This is a genomic window from Streptomyces sp. OR43, assembly GCF_008042275.1.
Classification (GTDB): domain Bacteria; phylum Actinomycetota; class Actinomycetes; order Streptomycetales; family Streptomycetaceae; genus Streptomyces.
This window is the reverse complement of sequence record NZ_RDBK01000043.1, coordinates 1,925,719-1,938,403: the sequence shown is the minus strand read 5'-3', so window position 1 is coordinate 1,938,403 and position 12,685 is coordinate 1,925,719. Positions and strand designations below refer to the sequence as shown.

9 protein-coding genes and 1 pseudogene are annotated in these 12,685 nt (G+C 70.5%); 3 read left to right on the top strand and 7 right to left on the bottom strand.

Features of this window, described 5'->3' with window-relative positions; translation table 11 throughout:
• Positions 1-53 precede the first annotated feature (53 nt).
• The 4 genes and pseudogenes from EAO72_RS27500 to EAO72_RS27485 all read right to left on the bottom strand — a co-directional run.
• Positions 54-285 (bottom strand): annotated as a pseudogene (locus EAO72_RS27500) (tyrosine-type recombinase/integrase); the annotation flags it as partial.
• Between the two features lie 408 nt (positions 286-693).
• A complete protein-coding gene (locus tag EAO72_RS27495; protein ID WP_148019869.1) occupies positions 694-3,921 on the bottom strand; it encodes an FG-GAP-like repeat-containing protein in 3,228 nt (1,075 codons plus the stop codon).
• 736 nt (positions 3,922-4,657) lie between these two features.
• The gene (locus EAO72_RS27490; RefSeq protein ID WP_187285237.1) at positions 4,658-5,803 is read right to left on the bottom strand and encodes an FG-GAP-like repeat-containing protein; all 1,146 of its coding nucleotides are present in this window, start codon (positions 5,801-5,803) and stop codon (positions 4,658-4,660) included.
• A 581-nt stretch (positions 5,804-6,384) separates the two neighbouring features.
• Complete coding sequence (locus EAO72_RS27485; RefSeq protein WP_148019867.1) at positions 6,385-7,116, bottom strand: alpha/beta fold hydrolase; 732 nt, start codon at positions 7,114-7,116, stop codon at positions 6,385-6,387.
• A gap of 160 nt (positions 7,117-7,276) precedes the next feature.
• Here EAO72_RS27485 and EAO72_RS27480 point away from each other — a divergent pair, with 160 nt between their 5' ends.
• Positions 7,277-7,672 (top strand): winged helix-turn-helix transcriptional regulator, encoded by a 396-nt coding sequence (locus tag EAO72_RS27480; protein WP_148019866.1) that lies wholly within the window; start codon positions 7,277-7,279, stop codon positions 7,670-7,672.
• A 276-nt stretch (positions 7,673-7,948) separates the two neighbouring features.
• Complete coding sequence (locus EAO72_RS27475; protein WP_187285236.1) at positions 7,949-8,164, top strand: DUF6243 family protein; 216 nt, start codon at positions 7,949-7,951, stop codon at positions 8,162-8,164.
• A gap of 179 nt (positions 8,165-8,343) precedes the next feature.
• On the opposite strand, the gene EAO72_RS27470 is transcribed toward EAO72_RS27475, so the two are convergent.
• Positions 8,344-10,149 carry an acyl-CoA dehydrogenase family protein gene (locus EAO72_RS27470; RefSeq protein ID WP_315986315.1) on the bottom strand — a complete coding sequence of 602 codons (1,806 nt, stop codon included), beginning with the start codon at positions 10,147-10,149 and terminating at the stop codon, positions 8,344-8,346.
• Between the two features lie 271 nt (positions 10,150-10,420).
• On the opposite strand from EAO72_RS27470, the gene EAO72_RS27465 reads away from it, so the two are divergent.
• Positions 10,421-10,765 (top strand): hypothetical protein, encoded by a 345-nt coding sequence (locus EAO72_RS27465; RefSeq protein WP_187285235.1) that lies wholly within the window; start codon positions 10,421-10,423, stop codon positions 10,763-10,765.
• 197 nt (positions 10,766-10,962) lie between these two features.
• Here EAO72_RS27465 and EAO72_RS27460 read toward each other — a convergent pair whose 3' ends face one another.
• Complete coding sequence (locus tag EAO72_RS27460; protein ID WP_148019865.1) at positions 10,963-11,607, bottom strand: response regulator; 645 nt, start codon at positions 11,605-11,607, stop codon at positions 10,963-10,965.
• Positions 11,608-11,611: 4 nt separating this feature from the next.
• Positions 11,612-12,685: sensor histidine kinase (locus EAO72_RS27455; protein ID WP_148022067.1), on the bottom strand; the 1,074-nt coding region annotated here is incomplete at its 5' end.

The window sequence follows — 12,685 nt, the reverse complement described above, 5'->3', positions numbered from 1 at the left end:
GCTACGACCCTGGAAAACGGCTTTCCGGTCGTCGCGACAAGGGACCGGGCCGCTCATCCCAGCCACCACCGCCGTCCTGCGACGGCCCGTATCTCCCTCCTGGCAGCCGGTCGGTCGACCGGCTCGGTGTCCGAGTGCTGGTAGATCATCGCGGCCTTCTCGGAGGACTGGCCGGCGCGCACCATGGTGTCCTTCAGCGTGGCACCCGAGCGGGTCGACAGGGTGTGCCCGGTGTGCCGGAGATCGCAGAACCGGAACCCCCTCCGGCAGGCCGACCGCAGCACGTGTCGCACTGCCAGCTCCCGTGCCCCATCCGTGCCGCCCGGCAGAGCGGACAGCAACGGTAGGTGCGGCCCCCAGATCCCATAGCCCATACAGTCAGCCCAGCGGGCAAGGCCAGGTCAGAGCCACTTCAGCAGCCCAAGCACCGCTGATTCCCAAGCTCGGAGCGCGAGTTCGACTCTCGGCGCAGCCTGATCGCGCAAGCGTACGGCTCACCGGCGCGTTCGCCGCACCGCCGGCCGCCCTGCCCTCGCTCGTCGGCGGAGAGGGACGCTGAGTGACGGACACATCCGAGCCGGCCCCAGCTGATCGGCCAACAGACACGCATGCCGTCACGCCCTCCACGGCGCGTGCCTGGGGGCGTGACGGCCAAAGGGCCGCACGGGATCCGTGCGGCCCTCGCGTCTCAGGTCAGGACAGCGTCTTGTACATCTGCCAGCCGCCGCCGATCTTCGCTCGCGCCGAGAACGTGCCCGCAGCGGTGCCGTTGTAGCGCCACAGGACTCCGGCGGTGTCGCGGGCGACCAGGTCCACCCTGCCGTCACCGGTGATGTCACCGATGCCCGCGAGGGCGTTGTAGATCTGCCAGCCGCCGCCGACCTTCACTCGGCCACCCAGTGCGCCCTTGCCGTTGCCGTAGTACCGCCACAGGACTCCGGCGGTGTCGCGGGCCAGCAGGTCGCCGGCCTTGTCACCGTTCAGATCGCCGGTGCCGACGAGCGCGTTGTAGATCTGCCAGCCGCCGCCTACCCGCACGCGGGCCTTGAACTTACCCGCGCCATCGGCGGCGTACATCCACAGTTCGCCGGCCGGGGTCCGGGCCACCAGGTCCGTCCGTCCGTCACCGGTCAGATCGCCGGGAGCGGTCAGCATGTTGTACGCCTGCCAGCCCGATCCGATCGTCAGCCGGACGCCACTCGGCGAGAACGCCTTCCCACAGCCTCCGTCGTATCGGGTCAGCACACCCGCGGAACTGCGGACGAGCACGTCGTTGCACCCATCGCCCGACAGATCCCCGAACGGCACGACCGTCGATGTCGACGGCCATCCGGTTGCCGACGCCCCCGTCCCGAGCCCGCCGGTTCCCGTGCCGGTCCGCACGGTCAGTGCCCCGGCCGAGGTGCGGGCGAGCAGGTCGCCCCTGCCGTCACCGCTGACATCCCGCCACGCGGGAAGCGGTGCCGGAGCGCCACCGGTCACGGTCACCGAGCCGGTCACCCTCAGATCGGCGCCGACCCCGTCGGCGGGCTCGGCGGTCAGGGTCCAGACGTACGCCCCGTTGCGCACGGTCTTCCCGGAGGCGTTCTTGCCGTCCCAGGCGGCATCGACGCGGCCGCGCGCCTCGGCACCGGAGACGGTACGGACCACGGTCTTCGTGGCTGCCTCGGTCAGCGACAGGCGCCACGCACCGGTGGGCTTGGAGGTCCACCAGGTGCCCGACCAGCGCGGAGCCGCGGTGGCCAGGTTGAACGTGGAGCCGCCGACGACGGAGTCGATCACGCCTGCGTCCGGGGCGGGGACCCCGGTTCCGACGATACGGACACGCTCGTCGTCGCCCGCGTAGGCGATCTGGCCGCCGAAGCGGTCCACCGTCCAGCCCAGGTTGGGCTTGTTGTTGGGACCCAGATCGGCCGCGCTCACGACCACGCGCTGCGGCACGGTGCCAGTGGTGGGAAGACCGGCGTGCAGGTCGAAGAGCCGCAGCCCTTCCCCGCTCTGCCGGACGAGATAGCCGTCGCCGAGCAGGACGTTGCGGATGTTGCGTCCCGGCACGCGCATGGTCTGCTTGGTCAGGCGGTCGTAGACACCCGACCCCGCCTCGGGACCCCACTCGCTGTCCTCGCAGGACCAGTACACCCAACGTCCCGCAGCCTGGAGTTCCGTCGGCACGCACGCGTTGGGTGTGGTGAAGGACGCTCCGGCGGCACCGGACGGCAGGGTCTGCGACGTGATCTTCGGGCTGTCCTTGGCCACGCTCCAGAGGGTGGAACCCCATACCGCGGCCAGAGCGGAGCCGGTCCGCCGCAGGATGGTTCCGCCCGTAGGGGGCTTGAACTCGACGATGGACGGCGAGTCACCGGTGACCCCACTGACGGTCACGCCGAACCGGCCGGAGAGGTCCTCCACCTGGTCCCCGTCCGTGTCGACGCGCGGTCCCCAATCGCTCTCGCCGTTCTTGTAGAGCAGCGTGGCTCCCCCGTGATCGGCGGCGGTCCGCTGTCCGTGGAAGCCGTCGCCGCTCGCCCGTAGCGAGACACAGCGGTCCGGGATGAACGTGACGCAGTTCTGGGTCCTCAGCAACCCGTCCACGGTCGTACGCACCGGCTGCGGCTGCCCGGCAGAACTCAGCCAGGTGCTCCGGTACACCCCGTAGTAGTCGCCCGGCTGGTAGTAGGTGCTGTTCTCCGCCGTGGTGAGGATGCCGGAGCCCAGGGAGAGGCCGAAGACGCGGGCGGGCATGGGAGCGACGGTCCGGAGGCGACGCGCCTCCACCCCGCCGCCGGCGGTCGGTACGAGCCGGTGCACGGCCCAGTCGATGTCGCCCTGGGCCTCCGCGGTCTTCGCGCCGGCGACGAGCGCGGTGCCGTCGGGCGCGAGGACGACCTGCGCGTTCGCCTGCTGCAGTACGGGTGGGGCCTGGCCCTCGTCCTCCTCCGGAAGGCTCCACAGCTCTGAACCCCGGTACTCGTTGTTGCCGGGGTTCTGGCGCTGGACCGCCAAGATGGCCGTGCCGACGGGGACCATGGTCGCGTCGTAGGAGACGGAGCCGGTTTCGACGGTACGAAGCACGGCGTGCGGAGCGGCACGGTCCAGGAGATCGCTCCCGTTCCGCAGAATCGTCCCTGCGCCGAGCCGGAAGCTACGTACGCTCCACGGATCCTCGGGAACCGGACGGTCGGGGAGAGGCTTTGCCACCCCGTCCGAGAGGTTCACGAGGACCCAGCGCCCCCACCCGCCGGTGGAGTCCTTGTACCGGAGGATGAGCGACGTCGCGTCGGCGTCCTCCAGCCCCCCGAGCTCGGCCCCCTCGGGGAAGCCGGTGACCGGTGTGTCCGTCACCTGACCGGCCTCGTACCGCAGCAGGTGATAGCCGGTCGGCGTGTCCGCCTCACCTGTCCGGGTCAGGACGGTGTCGCCGAACGTCCCGACGTACGACTGTCCCTCGGGCAGTCGTACGTCGGCGAACACGGCGCCCGCGCCCTTCTGAAGCGTCACGTGGGGTGCGGGGGTGGCGGAGTAGAGGGCGACGGTGTCGGAGCCGTCGCCGTAGTAGCCGCCACCCCCGATGTTCAGCCCCTGGAAGCCGTCCCAGTAGCCGCTGTCGAAGTCATAGCGCGGTATCTCGGGCAGCGTGACGGCGAGAGGTGACGCCGAGCCGGTCGCATAGTCGATCCACAGGAGCCGGTCGTCGCCCTCCTGAGCCAGCAGGTAGCCGGTCTCACCGGCGTTGAGGATCGAGGTGGCACGCGGTGAGAACCGCGGGGCCGCAGGCAGGACGGTGACGTTCGGGGCCGAGTCGGCGAACGCCGGCGGCGCCATGATGCCCGGTGTCGACGCGGTCAGCGCCGCCAGCGCCAGCGCGAGAGCGGCACGGGTTCGGCCGTTTCCGCGCAGCCGGACGTTGCTCGTAGGAGTCAAAGTGAGGTCCCTCCCCAGGGCCAAGGAAACAGGAGGCGCACAGCGTCGGCTCAACCAGTCGCGCGAGTACCGGCGAAAAGGCCCCCCAGCCGTACCGCCTCATGCAAACGCCGCGATGCTAACAGCAGAACCGAGCAGCGCCCGGAGGATATTCGCAGGGCGCGCGGGCGCGAACGTGGGCCCGGGCCCGCTTCTCCTGGGCGCGATCGCGGCGACCCGTGGGCAGCAGGAGAGAAGGTGATCGTCGGCACTCGTGCCCCATCCGTGCCCTTGGGAGCGGACAGCAGCGGCCGAGTACGGTTCCCGGAGACCTTGCCGACCTCACCCGGACCGGTCCACCATGCGGGTCAAGGCGACTGCACCAGAGTCCCAGCACTGTTGATTCCCAGGCGCAGAGCACGAGTTCGCGCCTCGTCACGCGCTCCATGAGAAAGCCCCGGACCAGCGGCCCGGGGCTTCTTCGTATGCGGCACCTTGTCGCCGCCCGGTCGGCTTCGGTGGCCTCTTCGGCGAATTCGCCCACAGTGCCCGGACCGCTGCGTGGATCTCGCCGGCCTGCACCGTCGCCTGCTTTGCAGACGTGCTCACCGTAGGCGGCTCCTACCCCACGGGGTCTGCGCCGTGCTCGCCCCCTGCGCCCCCAAGCCGGTTCGAGCCGTGGGGACTTGGACGTCTCGGCCGGCGCCCCGGATACGGCAGTGCCTGATGCTCGTGTGGCTGCGATATCAGTGGTTTCTTACAAGACGGTTTCGCGTTCGTCCCACTGGAAGTCGCTTTCGCGGTAGTTCAGGGTGCCCTGACCCGTGCCTTCATAGAGGTCGAGGGTGCTACGGCCGCCGCCGAAGAGATCGTTGTCGCCGTCACCGGTTGCGTCTCCGACGGAGAAGAGCGACCGGAACCGCTGCCAACCGCCTGTACCGATCAAGGTGCGCGTGCCGAACCATCCCTTGCCATTGCCGGGGTAGAGCCAGAGCTTGCCGGCGGTGTCACGGGCAATGAGGTCGTTAGTGGTGTCCTTGTTGAAGGAACCGATGCCGACAAGGGCATTGATACCGTTCCAGCCTCCGCCGATCTTGGCGCGGGTACCGAACCACCCCTTGCCGTTGCCCGGGTATATCCACAGCACACCAGAGGTGTCGGCTGCCAGCAGGTCGCCCTTGCCGTCGCCGTTGAGGTCACCGGCCGCAGTGATGCGGCGCATGCTGTTCCAGCCTCCGCCGATCTTGGCGCGGGTACCGAACCACCCCTTGCCGTTGCCCGGGTATATCCACAACACGCCAGAGGCATCACGGGCGAGGAGATCCTCCTTGCCGTCACCGTTGAGGTCACCGTGCCTGGTGAGCGCGGTCATGGAGTTCCACCCGGCTCCGATGAGGGTGCCGGTACCGTCACCGCGGAGGAACCACAGTCGGCCGTTGCGGGAGCGGAACAGCAGGTCGCTTCTGCCGTCGGCGTTGAGGTCGCCGAAGGTCCGGGCGGACCGGGCGTCGTAATTGCTGCTGTTGTACCACTCCATGTAGTCCAGTCCGGTCAGGCAGCTGTGCAAGGTGCCGCCGAGACGGAACGAGCTGACGTTGTTGGACAGGTGGCTGTTGGCGTCGTGGAAGCCGGCCAGGTCCAGACCCTCATGGCTCCCGGTCCACATCACAACGTCGTGTACGCCGTCGATGTACTGGTAAGACGATCTGGTGTAGACGCAGATGTAGTCGGACGCCGTGCGGTTGATGAGGGACGAAGCCTTGTTCTCGAAGGAACCCAGGGTCGGCTTGCTGCCGGAGTACGTTGCCATGGTTCCCGCGCCATACGCTCCGTCGAACAGGCAGATCTTCCCCTTAGGACAGCGGTCGTAGCCCGTAGGCGCGGCCGCGGCCGGCGCTGTCACCCCAGCGAGTAGGCCAATCGCCGCGGCCGCACTGACGACACCAGAGCGAAGCGATATACGCATAGTTGACCCCCCAAGATCAGAGGAGGACACCATAGCGGTGCGCGCCTTGGCCCTCGTCCCGTTCAGGGGGCCTTCCGGCGCGGGTGTACTGCCGTCCCGGGACACGGTTCGGGGTCGTGACCGGAGTCGTCGGCGCAGTGGCACCACACAAACTGGACGCCTGCGAAGTCCCACCACGGGGCGGGCCGCGCCTGTCGCGGTGTGGACCAGGTCGAAGGTGACGTGCGCGGTGGAGCGGCTGAGTGTCCAGCCGACCGGTAGCTTCCCGCCCGCCCGGTCGAGGTCGAGCACGCCTGAAGGAAGCTGCGGCTCGGACAGGGCGGTGAGGACGGTGAGGACTCCGGCGGTCGCCAGGACGGAAACGGTCGGCGGACCGCCGTTCGCGCCGGGCGTGATCCCGTGGTCGTTCAGGGTTGCACATCCGGCCCGGAGTTCGCGGATCACGTCATGGGGTACGTACGGGTCGCGGCGCCGTCGTAGCCTCGGCCCACGTCCGCGGTCCCGGTCACCGGCCGGCGCTACCGAAGCGTGGCCTCCAGCAGCAGTTCGCTCAGCTCCGACGGCATGGTGATCATGCAGTCGTGTCCGGTCGGCAGTTCCCGTATGCGTGCCGGCGAGCCGTTGGGCTGTGTCGCGGGGACGGGCCGCCGCACGATGCCTTCCGGTTCGGCGCCGACACAGTGGATGTGGGTACGCGGGACCGAGGCCAGGGCGGGGTTGTCCAGCCGGGCCGGTTGCTGCAGGCAGCGCACCGGCTGGTCGGAGAGCGTCGTACGCAGCCATGCGACGTCCGCCGGGTCCGTGACCCCGAACAGGCCGAGGGGCGCGGGCATCTCGGGCAGTGGCGGGATGCGCCAGCCGCTGCCGGACCCGGCGGCCAGGTCGATCAGGTGCTGGGACATGGGCTGCACGTCGACGGCGCTCTCGCCGTGCTCCGGGACCATCGCGTCCAGGTACACCAGATGCGCGATCCGTTCCGGTACCTCGTTGGCCACGGACGAGACGACGAGCCCCGCGTAGCTGTGGCCCACGAGCACCACGTCGGTCAGGTCCTCCTCGTGGATCAGCTTCACGACGTCCTCGACGTGCGTGTCGAGCCCCACGTCGGGGCCGAGCAGGTGCGACGTGTCGCCGTAGCCGGTCAGCGAGGGCGCGAACACGCGGTGTCCGGCCGACTCCAGCAGCGGGACCACTCGCTCCCAGCACCGGCCGCTGTGCCAGGCACCGTGTACCAGCAGAAAAGTTGACATGAGGGGGTGACTTCTTCCTCTTCGGAGCATGGAGGCACGAGAAACCAGACGGTTCCCGTTCGTGCCTCGGTACTCTTCAGGAACCGAAATCATCGTGCGGCACCTGTCGCACCCCGATCAATACGGCACATTGAGGTGCCCCGGTTCTCTGGAGGTAACCATGAACGGCACCGAGGGCGGGGCGTCACGGGCGACACCGCCGGAGGACCCGTGCCAGGTCCGGGAGGTGCTCGGCATCGTCGGCGACAAGTGGTCGCTGTTGATCGTGCGGCATCTCAGCGAGGGGCCACGCCGCTTCACCGAGCTCAAGCGGGCCGTCGACGGGATCAGCCAGCGCATGCTCACCGTCACCCTGCGCGGCCTGGAACGCGACGGGATCCTCACCCGGACGGTGCGCAATGTCATGCCACCGCACGTCAGTTACGAACTCACCCCGATGGGCAGGGCCCTCCGCGGAGCCACCGCTCCCCTGCTGGAGTGGAGCATCAATCACCTGACGCACATCGACGCCGCTCGCGCCGAGTACGACGCCCGCCCCGACACCCGGTCCGCCTGACCCCTCGCCCCAGTCGCTCTCGCGACCTGCGGGAGGGGGCCGGTGTGCGGCGGTGGCGTGGCGCACTCCGCCTGCCGTGAGCCGGAGGCGCCAGGGCCTTTTCGTTATGGCTGGTGTGCGGAGTCGGCGGAACCGGGTAACGTCGTTGTCATGTTCTTCCAGACGCCGATGTACGAGTGAGAGCGTGACGGGCGCCTGCTGATGTCCTTCGACGTCGCCGCCCGTCCCCCACCGACGCATCCGTAGATCACTTCGCATCATGACCTGGAGAACCCCGTGACCGTGAGCAAGAACATCAACAACCCCGTGGGCATGGGCGGCGGCAAGCGCAAGCGACTGTCCCGCACCGAGCGGCAGAACAACGGCCCGCACCGCAACCTCGACCGCCAGGGCGCAGCCGACCGGAAGGCCGAGCTCGTACGCAAGATGCGCGAGAAGGCCGGCTCGGGAGAGGGTGCCGGGCAGACGGGCGACGACTCCGCCGAGAGCTGACGGTCCGCCGCCGCAGGGCGGCGCACACCGCGCGAAGCAGGGCGGCGCACCGCGACGAGGCAAGGCGGCGCACACCGCGCTGAGCAGGACCCGCACCGCCACGCGCGGTGCGGGTCCTGCTGCCGTTACCGGGTATCGCCTCCTGCTGCCGTTACCGGATATCGCCGCCGGTGTGCCGTTCACACGGATGTCAGCATCGGCAGCGACGTCAGGTACTCCTCCGGGATGTCGAAGGCTTCCGTCAGCGTCGGCAGATGCGGCGCGAGTCCGGAGGTCAGCGCGCGCACCGCGTCGGGGAGGGAGCGGACCTGGTCAGGGGTGAGGGCGTTCTCGATCAGGAGGAGTCCGGACAGGGCGGGCAGCCGGTCGAGCAGGAACAGCGCGCGCAGGTCGTCCAGGGTGGCGCGGGTGCCCGGGTCGGTGACGTCGGCGCAGGCCGTGGCGAAGGCGTCGGCGGCCCGGCCCAGCGCGTACGTCCCGACGAGGGCGAGGGCGGCGGCGGACGCGTGGTTCCAGCGGCCGAGGGCGTCGCCCCCGGCACCGGCGCGCAGGTCGCGCCGCGCGGCCAGGTGCCAGTGGCGCTCCGCGGCGGAGAGGGCCCGGCGCAGGAAGGCGGGGTCGGTCAGCGATTCCCGGCCGGTCGCCGGCGGCGGTGCCGGGAGCAGCGGATGGCCGAAGATCATCTCGGCCCCGGCCTTGCACCAGATCGCCAGGTTGTCGCCTTCGGCGGTGATGGCTCCGTCCGCGTTCGCGGCGAACTCGGCCAGCCCGTTCACCGGGAACAGGGCGCGGGCGCCACAGCGCTCCCGGCTCTCGATCGTGATCTCCCGGGCCTGCCAGGTGATCCAGCCCTTGGCCACCGCGACCAGTCGTTCGGTCTCGGCCCGGTCTTCGGGGGCGTGGGCGATCCAGCGGTCGGTGACGGCCCGGTGCAGGAAGGTCATCGCGTAGGCGGTGGCCGTGCAGGTGAGCAGCCGGGCGTGATGGCTGCGGTGCGCGGCCAGCGGGACGCGCTGTCCGGCCGCGGGGCCGGAGACGTGCCGGATGCCCGCGTAGCGGACCGCGATCGCCAGGGCCGCGCGGCTGCCTCCGAGAGTGCTCGCGCTCATGCACAGCTTTCCGGCCGTCACCCGGCGGATCGCGTGCAGGAACCGCTTGCGCGGGCTGCCCACGGCGCTGCTGAACGTGCCGTCCGGCAGCAGCTCGCCGTGCTCCCCCTGGATCAGGGCGGTGCGGGGCAGTCGCACCTGGTCGAAGGCGGTGACGCAGTGGTCCACGGGACTGCCGACGCGGTCGGGCAGCAGCGTCACGGTGATACCCGGCAGCGTGCCGTGGCGGTCGCTCAGCGGGGTGAGGAACAGGAAGACTCCGTGGTCCCGGTCATCGACCAGGAGCCGGGCCGCGACCACCGCGGTCTTCGGCCCGCCGGCGGGACCGGTGTTGGGCATGTACTTCTGGGCACCCTCGTGCGGGGTGTGCAGCACAAACTCGTCACGTTCGCGGTCGTAGCGGGCAACGGTCTCCAGCGCGGCCGCGTCGTTGCCGTGCGCGCGCTCGGTGCACAGAAAGGTTCCTGTGCGGTTCAGCGCGGCGAATGCGGAGAGGTCACGCGCCGGTGAGGTGCCGTCGTCGAGCAGGCTGCCGAGGAAGAGGTTGTAGTGAATGCCGGCCACCGTGGCCGTGGCCCCGTCCACCACCGAGGTCCACTCGTGCAGGGCGGCCAGCCCACGGGCATCCCGGGCCAGGGATTCCGGGCACAGCACCTCTTCGTTCAGCGCCCGCAGCCGGTCGTACGACAGCTGCCACCGTTCCTCGGCACGCAGGTCGACGCGATGGCGGAACCGGTCGGTCGAGATCACCTTGCGCCAGAGACCGTGCGCGTCCGCGCCCTCGTCTCCGTCCCGGAAGAGGAGGCCGGTCAACTCAGGCAGTCGAGGAAGGAGTTGCTGTTCGGACTGCGCGTGCGCGTCCGTGTTGATCTTCACGTCCGACCCAACGAGCGGGCCGGTTCGCAGAAACGATCTTTACGCGTCACCATCGTCTCCCGTCCGGGGATGTCCGTGGACGACCGGGGATGTCCGGGGCCGACCGAGACCGTCCGGGCCCGACCGGGGCCGACCCGGAGTCCGGCAGGGCCGAATGCCCGGGAGGAACGATTCCGCGCACCTCGTTCGGGCGACGCGGCGATTGCCTCGCGGGCGGTCCGGGCAGCGCTTGCCCTGATCTCCGTACGCCCGAGAAAAGGTGAACACCCCCATGCGTCTCCGCTCCTCCCTGGCCGCGTCGGCCGGCGCCGTCGTTCTGCTCCTCGCCACCGCCGGCTCGGCCTCGGCCGCCAACGGCCAGTTCCGCTACACGTACCTGACGTCCGACGGCTACGAGGCCGTCGGCTTCATGAACGACCCCGACAGCGCCACGTGCATCAACATCCAGGGCCCGGGATCCGAGCCGGGCTCCGCCGCGTACGCGCCCAAGAACCGCACCGACGCGGTGGCGACCGTGTTCCTCGAAGCGGACTGCACGGGCGACGCCTACTACACGCTGCGGCCGGGCGGCGGCGCCTCGGACCGGCTGCTGGTGCGGTCGGTCGTCTTCTCCTGAGACCGACCGGGTACCGCTTCCGGTTCTCCTGAACCCGGCGGATACCCCTTCCCGTTCCCCTGAGACCGACCGCGTACCCCTTCCCGTTCTCCTGAACCCGGTGGGGCACCGCTTTTCGCGATGACCGCCCTCGGCGGTGGGGCCGTCGGCCCCACCGCCGAAAACCACTGACACCGGCCCGACGAGCCTCCCCGGTCTCAGCCGGTCAGCCCCGCCTCGTGCGCCAGCACCGCCGCCTGGACCCGGTTGGTGCAGTCGGTGCGGGTGAGGATGCTGCTGATGTGGGCCTTGACCGTGCCCGAGCTCAGATGGAGCTGTGCGGCGATCCCCGCGTTGGACAGGCCGGTGCCCAGCAGCCGCAGGACGTCCCGTTCGGCGGGCGTCAGGCCGGCGATCCGCCGTGCCGCGGCCTCGCTGCCGCGGCCCGACCTGGTCCGGAAGTCGACCAGTTGGCGGGTGACCTGCGGAGCGAAGACCGGGTCCCCGGCGGCCGCGCGGCGTACGGCCTCGATGAGCTCGCGGGGGCCGGTGTCCTTGAGGAGATAGCCGTGGGCTCCGGCGCGCAGCGCGCGGGTGACGCTCGGTTCCTCGCCGAACGCCGTCAGCATCACCACCCGGGTACGGGGGGAGTGGCGGATGATCTCGGCGGCGGCGGCGATCCCGTCACCCGGCATACGCAGGTCGAGGAGGGCCACATCCACGACGTGGGCGCGGCAGGCCTCGACGGCCTCACGGGCGTCCTGCGCCTCGGCCACGACCCGGATCCCGTCGTCGTTCTCCAGGATCAGGCGGATTCCGGCGCGCATCAGCGCCTCGTCGTCGGCGATCAGCACGCGGATCATCGGATCAGTCTAGGACCGCCATGATCAGCAGCATGAGGCTGCCGCCGATCGTCGGCAGCAGCACCAGCATCGCCGCGCAGCCCCCGCCCAGCAGGCGCGGCCATGTGAGGACCTCCGTCGAGAGCGGAGGCCTCGATCCCGCCCCGCCGGGCACCGGCTCCATCGAGGCGGCGTAAGCGGGCGGCGCGTCGGGCCGGGCGGGTATCCGGGCCGCGAGGACGAAGCCGCCCTCCGGACGCGGCCCGCAGTCGAGGGTGCCGCCGAGCAGGCCGATCCTCTCCCGGAGACCGACGAGTCCGCTGCGGTTCCCGCCCCCGGGCGAACGCGGCACGGGCGGGGCGTCGTTGACGACGGAGACCACCACCCGGTCCCCCTCGTCGTGGACCGTCACGCGGACCGGCGCTCCGGACGCGTGCTTCAGGGCGTTGGCGAGACCTTCGCGGGCGACACGGTGGACGGCCTGGCGGGTCCGGGGATCCGCTTCCGCGGCGCCGGTCGCGTTCCAGTGCAGTGCGGCGTCGGCGCCCGCGCTCCGGGAATCCGCGACGAGGGCCGAGAGATCCTCACGGGTCCCTCGCTCCCCGCTCTCCTCGTCCGTGTGGTGGCGGAGGACGCCGAGGATGCCGCGCAGCTCCTCCATCGCCGTTCCCGCGGTGGTGTGGAGGAGTTCGGCGTGGGCGGCCAGCGGAGGCGCCTGACGTTCGGCGGCGAGCTGGAGCGCTCCGGCGTGCACCGAGATGAGGCCGATGCGGTGGCCGAGCAGGTCGTGCATCTCGCCCGCGATGCGCGCCCGTTCCTCCATGCGGGCCGCCTCGTCGGCGAGCGACCGGGCGTGTTCGAGGTAGGCGTTGCGCTCCCGCAGCAGCCCGGTCAGCCGACGGCGGCGCCCCAGCATCAGGCCGGACAGCGCGGGCATCAGGATGAACAGCGCGCTTCCACCGGCGGCGGCGAACAGGTACGCCATGTCCGGGATCCCGTCCAGGGACAGGACGACGGCCGAAGCGAGCACCGAACCCGCCACGCTCAGCCCGACCACCCGCCATGCGTGCTGAACGGGAGCGATGCGACGCGCGGCGGA

What these genes read in the sequence shown, in the direction of transcription:
- EAO72_RS27460 (WP_148019865.1), bottom strand. Translation starts at nt 11,607, where the DNA reads ATGATCCGCGTGCTGATCGCCGACGACGAGGCGCTGATGCGCGCCGGA.
- EAO72_RS27480 (WP_148019866.1), top strand. Translation starts at nt 7,277, where the DNA reads ATGAACGGCACCGAGGGCGGGGCGTCACGGGCGACACCGCCGGAGGAC.
- EAO72_RS27465 (WP_187285235.1), top strand. Translation starts at nt 10,421, where the DNA reads ATGCGTCTCCGCTCCTCCCTGGCCGCGTCGGCCGGCGCCGTCGTTCTG.
- EAO72_RS27485 (WP_148019867.1), bottom strand. Translation starts at nt 7,116, where the DNA reads ATGTCAACTTTTCTGCTGGTACACGGTGCCTGGCACAGCGGCCGGTGC.